Annotated in this window: 17 protein-coding genes; 14 read left to right on the forward strand and 3 right to left on the reverse strand. The window is 47.2% G+C overall.

Going from position 1 to position 17582, the window contains the following annotated elements; genetic code table 11:
• Positions 1–84 precede the first annotated feature (84 nt).
• A complete protein-coding gene (locus MKY01_RS07805; protein ID WP_076327225.1) occupies positions 85–492 on the forward strand; it encodes a hypothetical protein in 408 nt (135 codons plus the stop codon).
• 217 nt (positions 493–709) lie between these two features.
• On the opposite strand, the gene MKY01_RS07810 is transcribed toward MKY01_RS07805, so the two are convergent.
• Positions 710–1420 carry a GT-D fold domain-containing glycosyltransferase gene (locus MKY01_RS07810; protein WP_282318975.1) on the reverse strand — a complete coding sequence of 237 codons (711 nt, stop codon included), beginning with the start codon at positions 1418–1420 and terminating at the stop codon, positions 710–712.
• Positions 1421–1732: 312 nt separating this feature from the next.
• Here MKY01_RS07810 and MKY01_RS07815 point away from each other — a divergent pair, with 312 nt between their 5' ends.
• The 9 genes from MKY01_RS07815 (at position 1733) to MKY01_RS07855 (ending at position 14097) form a co-directional block, all read left to right on the forward strand.
• Complete coding sequence (locus MKY01_RS07815) at positions 1733–2422, forward strand: glycosyltransferase (RefSeq protein ID WP_076327223.1); 690 nt, start codon at positions 1733–1735, stop codon at positions 2420–2422.
• 18 nt (positions 2423–2440) lie between these two features.
• Complete coding sequence (locus tag MKY01_RS07820) at positions 2441–3430, forward strand: SDR family NAD(P)-dependent oxidoreductase (RefSeq protein WP_339286106.1); 990 nt, start codon at positions 2441–2443, stop codon at positions 3428–3430.
• Positions 3431–3505: 75 nt separating this feature from the next.
• Positions 3506–4909: a nucleotide sugar dehydrogenase gene (locus MKY01_RS07825; protein WP_339286107.1), complete on the forward strand. Its 1404-nt coding sequence runs from the start codon at positions 3506–3508 to the stop codon at positions 4907–4909.
• Positions 4896–5642, forward strand: coding sequence for a methyltransferase domain-containing protein (locus MKY01_RS07830; RefSeq protein ID WP_282318971.1), 747 nt, complete (start codon positions 4896–4898; stop codon positions 5640–5642). The genes MKY01_RS07825 and MKY01_RS07830 overlap by 14 nt, the downstream gene beginning before the upstream one ends.
• Before the next feature lie 1079 nt (positions 5643–6721).
• Positions 6722–7852 carry a glycosyltransferase family 2 protein gene (locus MKY01_RS07835; protein ID WP_127544089.1) on the forward strand — a complete coding sequence of 377 codons (1131 nt, stop codon included), beginning with the start codon at positions 6722–6724 and terminating at the stop codon, positions 7850–7852.
• Positions 7853–8296: 444 nt separating this feature from the next.
• Entirely contained in the window at positions 8297–10177 is a 1881-nt protein-coding gene (gene recQ, locus MKY01_RS07840; protein WP_076251653.1) for a DNA helicase RecQ, read from the forward strand.
• 411 nt (positions 10178–10588) lie between these two features.
• Positions 10589–12631 carry a DUF4080 domain-containing protein gene (locus tag MKY01_RS07845; RefSeq protein WP_339286109.1) on the forward strand — a complete coding sequence of 681 codons (2043 nt, stop codon included), beginning with the start codon at positions 10589–10591 and terminating at the stop codon, positions 12629–12631.
• Between the two features lie 226 nt (positions 12632–12857).
• Entirely contained in the window at positions 12858–13502 is a 645-nt protein-coding gene (locus MKY01_RS07850; RefSeq protein ID WP_339286111.1) for a DUF3885 domain-containing protein, read from the forward strand.
• Positions 13503–13617: 115 nt separating this feature from the next.
• Positions 13618–14097 (forward strand): hypothetical protein, encoded by a 480-nt coding sequence (locus tag MKY01_RS07855; protein WP_339286113.1) that lies wholly within the window; start codon positions 13618–13620, stop codon positions 14095–14097.
• Between the two features lie 51 nt (positions 14098–14148).
• On the opposite strand, the gene MKY01_RS07860 is transcribed toward MKY01_RS07855, so the two are convergent.
• Positions 14149–14751: a hypothetical protein gene (locus MKY01_RS07860; RefSeq protein WP_339286114.1), complete on the reverse strand. Its 603-nt coding sequence runs from the start codon at positions 14749–14751 to the stop codon at positions 14149–14151.
• A gap of 240 nt (positions 14752–14991) precedes the next feature.
• Here MKY01_RS07860 and MKY01_RS07865 point away from each other — a divergent pair, with 240 nt between their 5' ends.
• The 3 genes from MKY01_RS07865 to MKY01_RS07875 all read left to right on the forward strand — a co-directional run bounded on the left by MKY01_RS07865 (position 14992) and on the right by MKY01_RS07875 (position 16634).
• The gene (locus MKY01_RS07865) at positions 14992–15558 is read left to right on the forward strand and encodes a histidine phosphatase family protein (RefSeq protein ID WP_339286115.1); all 567 of its coding nucleotides are present in this window, start codon (positions 14992–14994) and stop codon (positions 15556–15558) included.
• 142 nt (positions 15559–15700) lie between these two features.
• Complete coding sequence (locus MKY01_RS07870) at positions 15701–15997, forward strand: hypothetical protein (protein WP_339287122.1); 297 nt, start codon at positions 15701–15703, stop codon at positions 15995–15997.
• Positions 15998–16043: 46 nt separating this feature from the next.
• On the forward strand, positions 16044–16634 hold the full coding sequence (locus tag MKY01_RS07875) for an AAA family ATPase (RefSeq protein ID WP_339287124.1): 591 nt from the start codon (positions 16044–16046) through the stop codon (positions 16632–16634).
• A 36-nt stretch (positions 16635–16670) separates the two neighbouring features.
• On the opposite strand, the gene MKY01_RS07880 is transcribed toward MKY01_RS07875, so the two are convergent.
• Positions 16671–17042, reverse strand: a complete 372-nt coding sequence (locus tag MKY01_RS07880; RefSeq protein WP_339286117.1) for a hypothetical protein — start codon at positions 17040–17042, stop codon at positions 16671–16673.
• Between the two features lie 160 nt (positions 17043–17202).
• Between MKY01_RS07880 and MKY01_RS07885 the strand changes: the two genes are divergently transcribed.
• Positions 17203–17496, forward strand: coding sequence for a hypothetical protein (locus MKY01_RS07885; protein WP_339286118.1), 294 nt, complete (start codon positions 17203–17205; stop codon positions 17494–17496).
• The last annotated feature ends 86 nt before the right edge of the window (positions 17497–17582 follow it).

Consider the following 17582-nt stretch of genomic DNA (forward strand, 5'->3'; position numbering starts at 1 on the left):
GGTTCATGCAATCTGCTATACATCCAATCATAAGAGTAGTGAGATTCATAGGATAGGGTATCCCATAGCATTGGAGGTGTTATCATGGGCGTGTTTCTCGATATGAGAACTTCGATGAACTCGGCAACCGTAGGACAGCCCGGTTTGTCACTGTCAGATTCCCCGACAGCTTTTGGCACCATTGGTCTACAGACGCAGGGTGTGGTGAATCCCATTATTACGTTGAACGGGACAGTAGGTGTTACGGGGGAACTGGGAGATACCTTTGTTGTGGAGCTTGTGCGAGGTTTTTTATATGATCCTTTCTATATCATCTACCGTGCTGAAGGTACGATTGGACAGAACGGAGGTGCCGAATTCCATTCGTTCACAGCTCAGGATCTGTCTGCACCACCAGCATTGGAAAGTGTGTATACTTCGTTCATCTCGGGGGTGTCCACAGCAGTAAGAACCGGGCCGGAGATGTTATACGGTATTGCAGCCACCGGTTAGTAGTGAAAGGCGAAATATAACAGGCAGAGTGCTTCGTCATCACTTCTGTTGACGGCAGAGTTCGCTTCATACCCCAGATACGCAAGACAATGCAACGATAGGTTTCGACTAGCTCTCAGCAAGAAACCCCCGGCTCAAGAAGTCGGGGGTTTTTGCCGTACAAGCATCTGCACGTTTCAATACAAATCACGAAACTAAAGTTTGAAACTGTCCAGGATCAGTTGGCACGGCCTTTCAGAATGATGTTGTTGGCTTTGCCAAAGTCAATGGCCACTTTGCCTGCAAGTGCAGCTGTTCGCTCCGCAAGGATAACCGCATTGACGCCACAGGAGAAGAGAGCGACATCGAAGGTATGTTGATTATTCTGAATCCAGTGCAGCGTTTCATCCATTTGATCATAGCTGTCGAAGGGCAGGGCAGTCACAATGTTCAGATTATACGGATCACGTTCGAGCATGACACGCAGTGCCTCAATCTCACGAGTAACGAGTAACACACGCTTACATGCAAGCATCTGCCAGAAACGCGGGTTCTGCGCCAGTTCCCGATTAACACAGGCGTGACAAGTCATCGGAGGAGAGATGCCAAAGTGTGCAAATACCATATCGGTCAGGGGTCTTTTGAGATAATCGGGAGCATTAATGGTGCTGTCACCACGAGGAAGAATGCCCACGATATCGGCACGTTGCAAGGAAGCGGCGACTTCATCCCGTAGTTTCGGGTTGGGAAGACGAAGTCCCTTTTGCCCTAGGTTGGCTTTCTTGGCCCAACGCTCCTGAAGGACCTGTTCCGTGGGCCATACGGTTTCTTGAGACATGACGATATTCTCGCCATCACCGACTCTTACAAGAGACAGCGGTCGGTGTTCCAGAAGTGCCGCTTCGAGCTGATCAAGCACACCTTCCATTTCAAGATAGATCGAATTCATTTGATGGGTTGCCTCCTTTGAAAATTGAACTGTTCTATTCTATGTTGCGACTACCGTAACGATATGTACGTTCGACCCAAAGGGCGCCATCCTTAGTTGAATATCAATCTATTTATATGAAAGTTAGTACATCTGTCGGTACCGCTTCTATCAACGTTTCATACGATATAGAGTGCTGGATTCACAAGCGAGATGTCGCTTGTAAGCGATCAGATAGATAGAAGATGGTTTTCGTAGGAAGACGGCATCAAAACTATGAAAACAGTCTGTATCCGACAAACGGAACTTGCAGCGTTCATGAGGAGGAATGTTATGTCCAGGAAAGTTGTGATTGAGATTAACTTCAACAATTATGGGATGGACCCGCAGCGATTAACGCGGGAATGGCTGGAGCGTCGGATGAGCATCTTCCGTACGTTCACATTGCATTGCCTGAAGGCACAGACGAATCAGGATTTCCTCACAGTGGTGAAGTTGTCCAAGGAATCCGGGGAATTAATGCAGGAGATTCTGGCGGGTCAGGAGCCGCTTCCCTCCAATATTCGTTTTGGAACCAATATGGAGAGTGTGCGTGCCATTTTGGCGTTTGCCAATGGTTCGGAGCAACTCTATATTGCCCGTCTGGATTCGGATGATTTATACCATAAAACCTTTGTTCAACAGCTCTACGATATTCAACCACAGCAGCAGACGATGGCATTGATTAACCAGAACGGATATCTGTGGGACAGTGTGAATAACGAGATGGCCCCAGCGTTTCACCGTTCTCCACAGTTCTATGTCTACTTATATAAGACAGCCGAATACGCAGCAGGATACCGGGTCAAGCTTCCGGGCAGAGGTACACATGGCAATGTCATTGAACTGCCGCACGAGCTGCTTGCTCCGCGCAATTATGTCAACATCGTGCATTCGAGCAATACTTCAACCAAAAAGGTACCGCCCAAAGACCGGTTAAGCCGGGATGAGATGGCACAGGTACTACGCGAATTCATGATCTGATCAGGGAGGGATTCATCCATGATTCAAGGACAAACGATTCTGATCACTGGAGGCACGGGCTCCTGGGGTCAAAAGCTGACTGAGGTACTGCTGGAGCAGGACCCGGCTGAGATTCGCCTTCTGTCACGTAATGAATACGCCCAGATTGCGATGCAGCGAGAGTTCAACCATGATCCGCGTCTGCGATTCATCATTGGGGATATCCGCGATTATCGGGCAGTGGAAGATGCATGCAGAGGTGTGGATGTGCTCTTCCATCTGGCTGCACTGAAGCATGTTCCGGTCTGCGAAGACCAGCCAGATGAAGCGTTCAAGACCAATGTAATCGGGACGCAGAATATTATTCGGGCTGCGATACGTATGCAGGTTGCCAAAGTCATCGATGTGTCCACCGATAAGGCAGTAGATCCGATTAACGTATATGGCATGACAAAGGCTTTGGGTGAAAAAATGATGATCCGTGCCAACTGGCTAAGTGAAGGTACCCGGTTTGTCTGCATCCGCGGGGGCAATGTGCTTGGAACCAGCGGCAGTGTTGTGCCTTTGTTCCGGCGTCAGATCGATGAAGGCAAAAGCCCGACCATTACAGACAAAGGCATGACCCGTTTTTTCCTGACGCGTACCGAAGCTATACATTTACTGCTTAAGGCGGCTGAGGCGGCCGTGGGCGGAGAGACTTTTGTGATGAAAATGAAAGCTTGCAAGATGACGGAACTTGCATCCGTCATGTTGGAACAGGCAGGTCGTCCATCCTTCGATTATAAGGTGACGGGAATACGTCCAGGCGAGAAATTGCATGAAGTGTTGATCTCGCCCTTTGAAGCGCCGCGTACGTACCAATACGATGCGCAGTATTATGTCATCCTGCCGGAGCACAAGGACAAGAGCCTGACGGATCAGTACAGCAGTCTGCCACGTGTGAACTTCTCCGAGTATCGCTCGGACAGTGCCATGATGAACAAACCAGCGATTGCCCGGTTTTTGCGTGCAGGTGGCTATATCGATTAGGGTGTGTCTCAAAACTCGTTCGGAGTTTTCAGACACACCCACCGAGGGGAGGCGGAGCGTTTGGAGGTGGAAGGAATGGAAGAAAATCATCAACACAACCAGCACGAAGGTAATGAAGAGTTACAGCAACGTGCCCTAATACAACATATTAATGACCGCTCCCTAAAAGCTGTTGTCATTGGTCTCGGTTATGTTGGTTTACCCATGGCTGTAGAGATGGCACAGGCAGGTTATCAAGTCCACGGGATTGACATCGATACTTCCAAGGTAGCCAAGCTGAACGCCGGGCATTCGTATGTCATAGGTATAGAAGATGATGTTGTGCAGTCGCTTATGCAGGCTGGATTATTCACGGCAAGCACCGATTATGCAGCGGTGGCACAGGCCAATGTCATTGTGATCTGTGTGCCCACCCCACTGACCGCCGAGCATCAACCGGATATCTCGTATATCTCGGCGGCGGTGGATGGCATGACTCCGTATTTGCAGGAAGGCAGCCTGGTTATATTGGAAAGCACGACCTATCCGGGCACAACGGAGGAACGCGTCAAACAACCGATTGAAGCGGCAAACGGCTGGCGAGCTGGAGAACAGTTCTACGTCTGTTATTCTCCAGAGCGGGTAGATCCGGGCAGTGTGCATTATGGTGTGAAAAATACCCCGAAGATTATTGGCGGTTCGACACCCGCTTGTCTGAATTATGGTAAACAGTTCTACGGCTCGTTCCTCAACGAAGTTGTTCCGGTAAGTTCAACAACGGTAGCGGAGACAGCAAAGCTGTTCGAAAATACATTTCGCAGTGTCAATATTGCACTCGTGAATGAGCTGACCCCGGCCTGTGAACAGATGGGGGTAAACATCTGGGAAGTACTGAATGCGGCGGCAACCAAGCCGTTTGGTTATATGCCATTCTATCCCGGTCCCGGCATCGGCGGGCATTGTATTCCAATCGATCCGATCTATCTGTCCTGGGCTGCAAACCGTCAGGGATCGGAGCTGCAATTCATTCAGCTGGCGGATGCAACCAATCGGCAAATGCCAGAGAGAGTGGTGAAACGTGCCGCGGAGCTGCTGGAGCAGAATGGTGTAACTGTGCGAGGAGCACGTGTTGTACTGGCGGGTATGGCTTATAAAAAAGACATTGACGACTTGCGCGAATCGCCAGCATTGGACGTTTTTCGGCTGCTGAGTGCAGCCGGCGCAGATGTGGTTTTCACCGATCCAATGGTGCCTGTCTTCCGCAAGGATGACGGTACAGTGCTTCAATCCCGGCCGGCTACGCCGGAATTGTGGACAGGAGCTGATCTGGTGATCATTACCACGGATCATTCGGCATTCGATTATCAGGAGATGGCAGATCATGCAAAGCTGATTTTTGATACACGCAATGCAACGGCCGGATGCCACGGGGGGAATATTGTGGTGCTGGGTCAGCCGGTTCACCGAGTGAAAACGGGAGAAATCTATGGCGAATCATGATCGAGTGAGTGAACGCTATTACGGCGAGATTAATTCGGAGGATTCTCATGAAGCGACGAGAACGCGTATCCACTGGATGTGCCGTGAGGCGACAGGCAAACGCATCCTGGATATCGGTTGCAGTCAGGGCATTACATCCATTCTGCTGGCGCGTGAAGGATTTCGTGTAACAGGGATTGATCTGGAAGAAGAAAGTGTTCGATATGCGCAAGCTGAGCTTGCCAAAGAGTCTAGGCCAGTTAGGAACAATGTGGATTTTCGAATGCTGGATATTACGCAATGGAAAGTAAGGTCTACCTTTGATACTGTGCTGCTTGGAGAAGTGCTGGAACATTTTGCTCATCCGGAGACGTTGTTGATCCAGATTTATCGGCTGTTACAAGAAGATGGGACGCTGGTGGTAACCGTGCCGTATGGGTATCACCCGTTCTATGACCACAAGCAGACCTTCTATGCGGGAAGCCTGGCGATGTGCCTAATACCGTATTTCGAAGTCTTGAAACTGGAAGTTCATCATAAATATCTATGTTGCGTGGCCCGCAAACGGCCGAGTACACAACTGCATATGTCGCCAACTTTGGATCAACTGATGGAGTGGATGGAACTGGATCATGTCCATTTTGCCGAGGTGGAACATCAGCATCTTCGCGTAATGAAACAGCGCAAGAAGGCACTGGACAGTGCGGTGGAGCAGGTGAAACGACTTCGTCGTCAGGAGAGTGGGGAAGGGTAGCTGTGAAGGGAGGGACAGGGACAGATACAGAGGCAGAGACTGCGGCAAGGGTAAGAGAGGGGCGGAGCCAAACCCAAACCCAAACCCAAACCCAAACCCAAACCCAAACCCAAACCCAAACCCAAACCCAAACCCAAACCCAAACCCAAACCCAAACCCAAACCCAAGGATAAGGACGCTGACGCTGAAACTGTGCTGCAAGTAACTGTAAGGTAAAGGTAAGGATACTGCAACTGTGTTGCGAGTAACTGTAGAAGCAGAGGCAAACGCAAACGTAAATCTAAACTTTAATTTTAAGACTAGGGGAAAACTCCTGCCTGCGTAAATGTGAATAGGAGAGTGCTCGGGAGCATCATTGCGGTTCTTGTTTTGAAGGAGACTAGGGCGCTCCCGCTTAGATTAAAGGGATGGTTTCGAAAGTAGCTTCTGCAAGCTTCCCAGAGCATTTGTCAGGGCACTTGTCAGATCACCTAGCTGGATCATCTCTATTCCACACTGCTGTTTAGTATGACGACAGAGCTATTCTATGTTCTAACGAATCTCACACGTCTTATTTTGATGAATTAGACGAGATGAGAAATGTAACGAATCTCAGCGGCGCTATTTCATCTGGAAGCTGCGATAAACGACGAATGGATGCCTATAATGCGAGAATATCGGGTCTCAGATTCGTTACATTTACCAGGTGGCTGAAATACACCAAATAGCGTCACCTCAGTTCGTTAGCACAGTGAAAATGAAATGAATTCCGTGACCAATACCAAATACCAAATAAATTGGATTAAACATTTACACGAAACGGAGAAGACAAAAAGAATATCAAGAAGTGGAGCTAAAAGCGTTCTGAATGAAAGCTGCATCGGAAGCATATGTTTCGTCTTTATCCCCGGATTTATCCTTTATAAAAGGAATTAAAAAAGTTGGGGATAACAACGATCAGAAAGTTTCTGTCATCGGAGTGTCCAGTGTAAATCTCTTTTAGTCAACTTACGATAGTACGCTGTTCGAAGTATTTAACCAACAAAAGCAAATCGTTATGACATTTCGCAATACGCGTACGACAGGAAGGGGCTCAAAACGTGATCACCATCAGTCTGTGCATGATTGTGAAGAACGAGGAACGCACGCTGGCGCGCTGTCTGGACTCGGTTGCGGGCATCGCGGACGAGATCGTCATTGTGGATACCGGTTCATCGGATCGCACGATGGACATCGCTGCGCAGTATACCGACCATGTCTACACGTATGAATGGAAGGAAGACTTTGCCGCAGCGCGGAATGAGTCATTCGCCAAGGCCACGCAGGAGTATATCCTATGGCTGGATGCGGATGATGTGTTGCTGCCCGCGGAACGGGCGAAGCTGGAGGTGTTGAAGCAGCAGCTTCCGTCCGGGGGGAAGACGGAAGCTGTGATCTTGAACTACACGCTGGCCGAGGGAGCGGAGGGGAGTCCACTTGTGACGGACCGACGCCTTCGCCTGGTCAAGCGGGATGCCGGGTGCCGCTGGCATGGCCGGCTGCACGAGCAGCTTAACTTCCCGCGAGGCGAGGTCATTACGGCAGATATTGCCGTCACGCATCGCCGCGAAGCGGGACATCATTCGGCGCGAAACGTGCGCATTCTGCGCAAATGGATCGCCGAAGAGGGCGTAGCCCAAGGTCGCCTGCAATTTTATTATGCAGGCGAATGTTATGACCGCCAGCGTTATGCGGCGGCGGCACGCGGGTACACGAAGCTGCTGGAGCAGCCAAGCGGATACCGCGAGGATCGCCTGATTGCCTGCGCGCGGCTGGCGGAATGTTATGAACGACTGGGTGAGCCGGGCCGTAAGCTCGGAGCATTGCTGCAGTCGTTCCAGTATGATCTGCCACATGCCGACTTCTGCTGCGCCATTGCGGCCTGTTTTCATGAACGGCAGGAACCCGTCTCGGCGATCTACTGGTATATGCAGGCGGTGGACGTGAGTAGCCGCGATCCGGGTCTGCGCCCGGTGCCTATGGCTTGCCGTACCTGGTTGCCACATGCCCGTTTATCCCTTTGTTATGCTCATCTGGGCAACTGGGAGCAGGCATTGATGCATAACACCAAAGCCCGTGAGTACTTGCCCAACGATCCTGGGTTGCTTGCCAATCGCCAGAAGCTCGAAGTTGTGGTACGCAAAGAGATGAAGGAGCGGGAAGAACGTGGTGAAGTGTCACCGCGTAAGTAGGGAGACGAACTGGGACAGATGAGGACAGAAGGGTTGGAAGCGGGAGTAGAAGATAGGGGAAATAGATTGAAGTAGAAGATTGCCAAAACAAACGGCTTATCTGAGTATGAAATTTAGTCACAGAAAGATGAGAAGTACAACCAGTACGAAACAGTCTCTGGAGGGTGTAGTAGATTGTCAAAATTAAATGCAATCGTTTTGTCCAACTAGGGCAGGACGGTTGTTTTTATTTTAATGAAGAAGCTTCAAACGTTTTACAGTAAAACGCGGTTGCTCATTCGGGGCTGGGCCGTTAAACTAAAGGGAGCGGCGTTTGCTTGACGGACAAGTCATGAGAACGCCATTTTGTTGTCAAGGATGCGGCATATGAGCCGCTTTCGGATGTCAGAATCGGATCGGACCAAGCTGGTGGAAAAACACCGGTGATAAGTAAGGAGTCTTTACATGAGTGTGCAAACACCAACATTAGAAGAAGCGCAGGGTCTCCTGCAAAAATATTATGGCTACCCTGATTTCCGTGAGGGACAGAAAAAGATCGTAGCCAGCCTGCTGGAACGTGAAGATACGTTGGGTATTATGCCAACTGGGGGCGGTAAGTCGATCTGTTATCAGATCCCCGCTCTGTTATATTCGGGTCTGACGCTTGTTGTCTCCCCGTTGATCTCATTGATGAAGGACCAGGTCGATGCGTTGACGACCGCCGGAATTGCTGCCGCGTATATTAATAGTACACTTAGCGGCAAAGAAGTGAATGATCGCATCCGCGCGGCGCAGCGCGGTGAGCTGAAGTTGCTCTATGTCGCGCCTGAGCGACTGGAGCTGGATTGGTTCCGCGAGGAGATGGGCTATTTGCCGATCTCTTGCGTTGCCGTGGATGAGGCCCACTGTGTATCGCAGTGGGGGCATGATTTTCGGACAAGCTACCTGGCGGTAGCGCCGTTTGTGGACAGTTTGCCGGAGCGGCCGGTGGTTGCGGCCTTTACGGCTACAGCGACGCCCGAGGTCATGGGGGATATTCTGCGGCTGCTGCGTTTGCAGGACCCGCAGACGTATGTGACCGGACTTGGGCGGGATAATCTGGCGTTTAGCGTGTTGCGTGGCGAGAGCAAGAAGGATTTTGTCCTGAATTACGCGCGCGAGCATGCCAGCGAGCCAGGTATTATATACGCCGCGACTCGTAAGGACGTGGACGATCTGCATCAGCGTTTGTTGCAGGCGGGATTGCCCGCAGGACGCTACCATGCCGGGATGACGGACGATGAACGGTCCCAGAGCCAGGAAGCTTTTTTGTACGATGATATCCGAGTGATGGTGGCGACCAATGCGTTCGGGATGGGGATTGATAAATCGAACGTGCGTTACGTTATTCATAACAGCATGCCGAAGAACATGGAGGCATACGTGCAGGAAGCCGGACGTGCAGGCCGGGATGGAGAGCCAAGCCAGTGTATTCTGTTATTCGGGGCACAGGACATTATTACCCAGAAGTTCCTGATTGAGCAGAATCCGATGGACGGCGACCGCAAACAAAATGATTACCGGAAGCTGCAACAGATGGTGGATTACTGTTACACAACGCGTTGTCTGCGCAGTGCGCAACTCGATTATTTTGGTGAGGTGCATGACGATACACCTTGCGGTACTTGCAGTTCCTGTACGGACGACCGCGAGTTGGTAGACATGACGATTGATGCCCAGAAAATATTCAGTTGCATTCACCGCATGCGTGAACGGTATGGTGTATCGCTGGTCGCTTCGGTGCTCAAAGGCTCCCGTGCCAAAAAAGTGCTTGATTATGGCTTCAACTCTCTGCCAACTTACGGCGTGATGGGTAATCGGACAGAGCGCGAGATATCGGAGATCATCAATGTGATGGTATCGGAAGGATATCTGATGCTGTCTGAGGGACAGTATCCGGTTGTGCGTTTGCAGCCACTGGCGGTGGAAGTGCTGAAAGGTCAACGAGAAGTGATGCAACGTGTTGTCCGCAAAACAGCGGCAACGGCTTCGGGGACGAACTATGGCGGACGCCGCGGACGCGATGCAATGCCATCTGCGGTTAATGAGACGGTATTTGAACAGCTTCGTCTGATCCGGCGCGACTTGGCGGCGAAAGAGCATGTACCATCGTACATTATCTTCAATGACGCGACCCTGCGTGAGATGAGTGTGGTATGTCCACAGACAGAACGTGACATGCTGGATATCAAAGGGGTCGGTGAGGTCAAGTACCGCAAGTACGGACTGCCGTTCCTGGAGTTTTTCCAGAAGCAATCGGGTGAAGAAGTGGATACGGATGATGATGCGTTTTACGAGTATGAGTGAGTATGAAATGAGTAAGAGTAAGAGTAAGAGTGAATTGAGTATGAATTGTTAATTTTCACTTTCCAATCTTTAAAGTTGGTTGTTGCGTCTCTGTAGAGTGGACAAATGGTGGCGAATTGTCTTTCAAAGGGTGGACATTGGCGTTAGAAATGGCTGACCTTATAGCATACAGCATGTAGTTTTATTATGTGTGTTTCATACTGTATGTTGTGGTTCGGGTTTGACGGGGTGTATATGTCTTTTTGAAAAGAGTGTCCACTCTTTGAAAGACAAAAGTTAGATATGTCCATGAGAGATGGAATGGCTAGTTCAAAAGAGGTTTAGATGAACAGCATCCGGGGCAGGATGGCTGTGCAGCTTACTTTTTACCAAAAAAATATGGTCTGGGTGTCCAGGCAAAGGTTGTGAACCATGAAGGTTATTCTTTCTACATTAAATGCAAAGTACATCCATACCTCCTTGGCCTTGCGATGTCTGAAGGCGTACAGTGAGAAGGATTTTGATATTGACCTGGCGGAGTATACGATCAAGGACCCGGTGATGAATATTGTGTCTGATCTGTACCAGCGCGGCGCGGACGTGATTGGTTTCTCGTGTTACATCTGGAACATTGAAGAGACAATCAAGGTCATTGATAATCTGAAAAAGGTTATGCCGAACGTGAAAATTCTGCTGGGCGGGCCGGAAGTATCCTACGACACGGAATATTGGATGAACCGGATTCCAAATGTGGATTTCATCGTGATGGGTGAAGGGGAAGAGACGCTGCATCAACTTTTGATGGAGCTGGAAGGAAGCAAGAAGTTCCACTTTGTCTATGGACTGGCGTATCGCAAAGGGGAAGAGGTCATTCTCATGCCAGGACGGCCAAAAGCAGATCTGAACGATCTGCCGTCACCGCATCGATTTGATGAGGATATCCCGGAGCTTGGGAAACGGGTTGTTTATTTTGAGACCAGTCGGGGCTGCCCATTCAGTTGTCAGTTCTGTCTGTCCAGTATTGAGGTCGGCGTGCGGTATTACGATATTGAGCGGACGAAGTCGGACATTCTGTACCTGATCGAGAAGGGCGCAAAGCTGATCAAGTTTGTAGACCGGACGTTCAACATCAAGCGGGATTATGCACTCGAAATGTTCAAATTCCTGATCGAGAATCATCAGGGGACGGTGTTTCAGTTTGAAATTACGGCGGATATCATGCGTCCCGAAGTACTGGACTATCTGGCAGAGAATGCGCCGCCGGGCACATTCCGGTTCGAGATCGGGGTTCAGTCCACGAATGATCCAACGAATGAACTGGTGAAACGTCGTCAGAACTTTACCAAGCTGAGCCGGACTGTGAACAAGGTAAAAGCCAGTGGCAAAATCGACCAGCATTTGGATCTCATCGCCGGATTGCCTGAGGAAGATTACAATACGTTCCGCAAAACGTTTAACGATGTGTTTGCACTGGGGCCGGAAGAGCTTCAGCTGGGATTCCTCAAAATGTTGCGTGGTACAGGTCTGCGTCTGGATGCGGAGAAGTACAACTATACTTATATGGATCACGCGCCGTATGAGATTCTGGGCAGTGATGTCCTGCCGTTCAGCGACATCGTGCGCCTGAAGCGGCTAGAGGATGTGTTGGAGAAATACTGGAACGCACACCGGATGGACCATACGCTGAAGTACCTGATGGAGCAGGAGTTCAACTCGCCGTTTGATTTCTTCCAAGCATTCGGGGATTACTGGGAGGGTCAGGGGTGGCAGAAGATCGGTCACCAATTGGAAGATCTGTTCACTCGTCTGCACAGCTTCCTGGAGTCGCGGAACACGCCGCATATGGATATCGTGCTCGGCCTGATGAAGCTGGATTATTTCCTCGGCCACAAATACAAACCACGCAAAATCTGGTGGGAAGATCCGCTTCAGAAAGACCAGTGGGCGGGTTATATGAAAACGTTGGCTGAACGTCCGGAAGACGTTCGACTGCCACGTGTTGCCGGCGCCGCAGGCACGGCATGGCTGGAAAGCAGCGGCACGGGTCCGAGTGTCGCTGGGGCAAGTCCGGCAGTTGCCGGAGAAGACTCTGCCGCAGATGCGGCGGGTGTGATCGGCAACGAAGCCGGGGATGCAGCGTCGCTTGCTTTGGGCGACGCAACAGGGTCCGCCGCGGATGGAGCGGCGGACATGGTGGACGGCAACGCTTCGCGTGCGTTGCCGATGACCTCGGCCATGACCGCACAGACGGTCATGGGTGCCCGTGCTTTCGCCGACCTTGGTCTCGGCGAAAAGGAACTGCAGAAGCACACCGTATTGGATGTGCTTCCGTTCCGGCTTGAGCGTGTGCTAGCTGGCGCCAGCCCGCTTGCCGCGAAAGGCCGGACGCTGCTGGTCGTTGTGTACCAGCAGCATGAAGGGCAGCAGGCGCAGTATTACACGCTGCCGCTGGGAGAAGAAGCCGCTGCCATGTAGGTGCAGCAGCCTGAGATTAAGCTACATGGGCTAATTGGTGCCATGTAGCAAGAGGAAGCGCCACGACTATGAGGTCGGGGCGCTTTTTTTACAACAGCAAAGCTCTCATATTAAGGTAGTGTATATACGAACGGGAATGGTGCGTGATTATTTTCAAAGCAACAAAAACGACATTAAAAGATTTAAATGTCAAACCAGTAACCATAGAAGACACGGAGGTCACAGAATGGATCTGAAGACGTACCTGGCAGAGCATTTTCCAAACCTGATCTTAGAGCCGCCTCTTTTTTATAATTGGGATGCTGCAATACGATTCGAACTTGGCAATCCGCTGATGTTTGGAACGAATACGGAGCATTACATGGAACAAGTTTATCAGCGATCAATTGAATTATTTAAGGCTCTTCATGATCAAGAAGATGAAATCCTATTAATAACTCAAGCTTATTTTGCAGATAAGCCCAAACACAAAGCGAAGAAATTGAACCTGTACAGAAAATATATCAAGAAGAAAGGGCCGATTAGAGCCTTGAGCCTTGAGATATTTCCAGGTTTGGATTGTGAAACGGATGACATCTCAGACCCAAGGAACAACATGTATAGGTACTGGACTAAATGTAGAGTTGAGGACTTGAGATATAATCAGTTAATCAAAGCTATATGTAATCATGATGTTGGAATTAAGCCAAAGATATATCATAGGGTGTATTTCATTAATATAAGTAAGAAAACGATATTTCATATCTATGATGATAGAGGTTGCGATGTTATTTCAGCATCAAGGGAAGAGCTAGTGGATACCTATAGAGAATATAACGATTGGATTTTAGATTATGATAGAGACAGAATTAACAAGGTATTTTTAGGATAGTGGGTTGGATGATCCAATACAATTTTCTGATGTTGATCGCGCAGGGATAATGTATTATTTGAAATAAAGGTTTGGAAAAAACTTTAAGAGTGTTCCGATGTAAGGAGTATGGATTATGGATAAAAAAGAAAAGAAGTTTATTATTGCTATGATTGTACTTGCTGTAGTTGTACTGGGGGCTATATGGTACCTAAAAGTAGGCTATCTATTAAAGAAACCGGAGATGCCGGAGGCAAATATTGCAATTCAAACCCAAATGGTCGATGGTGGTGCGATCAGTTTACGAAATGCTGATTACACGGAAAATCAAATCAAGGTTGGATATGAAGTGAAAGGGTTCAGTTTGGAGGAGTATAATATTGCTTGTGAGCTTTATCGTGACGGACATTTGATTTCAACTTCTGGCTCAACAGGTGGAGGTTTGATAGAACTGGACGAAAAGCATTATTACTTCATTGGTTATGAGAATATAACTGAAATGAATTTGCCTGAATCTATACATCTAAATGTGGAGATTAAAGTGATACCTAATGATTTTAGACAAAAATCGATAACTGCATCATTTGACGTAAGTCTTGATAAAGAAGTGCAATAGATTGAAGGGGGCAGTTATGTCTGTAAAGTTCACGGTTGTTTGATGAAAAACTTAATTCAAATTGTACTTCACCATAACGGAGTCACGGAAAGTTTCGTATTCTGATAACGCTTGTGCAGTGGAGGATTGAGGTAAACTATATTGAGTTATCCCTTCAAGGCTGAATTTGCCTAGGTTATAGTTGATTAATCCATAATCACCAAAGGAGTTTTTCATCAAGAAAAGCACACTTTTATCACCCTTCTGCAGTTCTACATAGTCATCAACTGTATATTTGACGTCTCCTTCGAGACTAACGGGTTCAATGATCGTCAGTTCGTTCTGATCCGAAGGGAAATCTTCGGGTTTCTTCAATACCTGTTCAATCTTGATGTTTGTATTGGTGTGAAAGGATTGCATGGTTCCATCATCAAATGAAGTAATAACATGCTCTCGATCTCTGAAATCTTCTGTTGCATAACCAATAACGATCAGTTCAGCGAACGCATCCAGCTTATCTATTTCATGAAATGTTAAAGAGTTGGCTGAAAGGTTGACGACTTTATGAATAGGCACGTTCGGTTTCGATTGACCATTTACGTAAGCGATTGCAACAGCAGAGATAGCCAATACGAATAAAGAGACTAGTACAACCTTATTTTTGAAAAAAGACATGATCTCATCCTCTCCGTCAGATTTAACTTCTTTTGAAAACATCTTGCTTCATTTCTACTATACACATATCTGAAAATTATTGTAAATTAAAATGTCTAGCAAATTATCAATCCTGAATTAATTCAGTATCTAAAATATGATGGCACCTTGTAATTGATTTTTGGAACGGAAAGACAAAATAAGTTGAAGGACCTAAAACGTGACCATAAATTTTGATAAAAGAAACTCAAGGAGGGTCCTATGAAGACCATCGTTTATATGGTTAGACATGCGGAGTCACCGTATACGGAAGGAACGGAAAGAACGAGGGGGCTTACCCTACAGGGCAAGATGAATGCAGAACGAATAACGGAAATATTAACGAATGAAGGAATACATTCCATTGTCTCAAGTCCTTATGCCAGGGCGATTCTAACCTTAGAGGGTGTGGCAGCAGCGTTAGAATTAGATATTCAGATCATGGAGGATCTGCGGGAAAGGCATTTTTCAGATGATATGATTGCGGATGAAGAGTTCGAGCCTGCTTCGAAGAAGATGTTTGATGACCCCAATTATGCATTGCCAGGAGGCGAGTCGAACACGGTTTGCCAAGATAGAGCAGTGGGCGTGTTGAAACAGATTTTAGAAGAATACAAGGGTAAAAAAGTGGCGATCGGCACACACGGACATGTAATGACGTTGATGATGAACTACTTTGATTCGAGTTACGGATTGGATTTTATGAATCAAACCAAGAAACCGGACATTTATCGATTACAATATGACGAGATGGAATTAGAGAACGTGACAAGGCTATGGAGCGAATAGGGTGAAAGTGAATAAGCGAGAACGCTTGTTCATAATTTTGGTTACAGGTAAAGTATAGATATAATTGAACTTTAGAGGGGTGACTCCATTGACATTACAAAACTTATTTCATGAAAAACCAACCAAACTATGGAAGGAGAGAATGATTGAAGGCGGAGATGAGCTCTTCACAGAAGAGAGATTACTCAAGTCTGATCAAGCCCTGGATACATATTTGCACCAATTAATAGCATTACAAGAAACGCAAGATTCTGAGCGCATGATGAAGGCTGTAGAAGAAGTTGTGCTTAGGTTTAATGAAATGAATGAGGCCAATGGTTATTTTATTGAGACGATGGAACGTGAAGAATTGGCTGATTTTATAGACAAGGCGGCTAAGTTGGCTGGGTTAGACATTCAGGAGGATGAAGATATTACGGAAGAATGGAGAGAGTGGTGACTCGGCAGAACAGCGTTTTCCAATTTTAATGATAAGGGTGATCAATGTGGAACGAGGACTCATTATATTTTTGAACGGAACGTCAAGTTCGGGGAAGACAAGCATTGCGATGGAAATGAAAAATCAGGGAGACATTCCGTTTCATCATCTATCTGTAGATCAATTTCTGCAAAATTATGATCAATTTATCGACAATACATACCCAGATATGAAACCAACAAGAGAAGTGGAGCACCATGTGATGGCGGATATCCTGTTCGACCCGATCAATTCGATGTACTGTGCAACCATTAAACTGTTTTCGGAAATGGGTTTGAATGTCATCGTGGATACGGTCATCAGTAATGACAAGTGGTTTAACGATTTTTATGATTTACTATCGGATTATCCGATATTGTTTGTAGGCGTGCAGTGCTCAAAAGAAGAACTCACCAGAAGAGAGCAGAGCAGGGGAGACCGCGAGATTGGACTTGCCCATTCCCAGTTTGATTACATCTACTCCTATGATGAATATGATCTGGAAGTGAATACGGAAGAGCTTAGCTCAGCTGCATGTGCGGAAAAAATATTAAGTTATATGAAGTCTGATCAGGAATACTTGGCATTTAAGAAATTAAGCAGAAGAGACCGAAGTTGATTGCGTCAGATAATATGTTATCCATTCCAATGAAAGTTAGGGATTCGGCCAAATCTTTTTCTTAGAGTTGCCAGGACCTAATAAGTAGATTTCATCAACACTCCCATAAGTATTAGAGAATGAAATTGTAAAGTCTTTACTACCACCGATAGGAAGTTTACTGCCTTTAATCTGAATGAAAAGTGAATTGTTATCAAGTGAGAGGTAGTAGCCGTGATATCTGCTAATACTGTCTGCAAATCCACCTTTTATAGTAATAAGCTCAGGAGAAACTTCAGTTCTCGTAACCATTGTCTCGTCAGGATCGACAACCTTGTTCAACATATAAAATCCAATGATAATAGGAACAACGACAATAATAACTGCGCTAACAATAATGCTAAACTTCATGTTTGGTCGCATATTCATGATTCACCTCATAATTAGATGATATGAATCGATGTCTCAATACTCATTGGGCATCGATTTATTGTATTTAATCAAAACAGAATTCAACGTTTAGAAATATTTGGCTCATTTAAATAATATACTAATTCATTTTTTTTGTAGAGATAGGGGGAGTTCATTGATGGAAATTAACGCTAAGAATCCAGAAGATTATATCCAACAAATGTTACAGGTAATCATCGAAAAAACACAATCCATTATCAAAGATAGTCATAAACAATCCTTTGGCTCTTTGGAATATTTCTTGGAGCACATTATAGCGTATCGGGATGAACAACAATACATGTCTAACGAGTGGCATATCCGCACACCGCGCTGGCTAGGGGAGTATGGAAATACGCCGGAAGAAGAAGAGCTTCTTTCAGACATTTACCGACTGCAAGCATATATCACTGAAACATTAAAGGGCGGATAAGCGGCTTACGATGTCGCATTAGTCCGGCTCAAATGTCGCAAAAGTACATGGTAACACGATACGGAGATCGTTTATACTCTCTTTAT

Origin of the sequence: Paenibacillus sp. FSL R5-0486, assembly GCF_037975155.1 — a bacterium.
Taxonomy (GTDB): Bacteria; Bacillota; Bacilli; order Paenibacillales; family Paenibacillaceae; genus Paenibacillus; species Paenibacillus amylolyticus.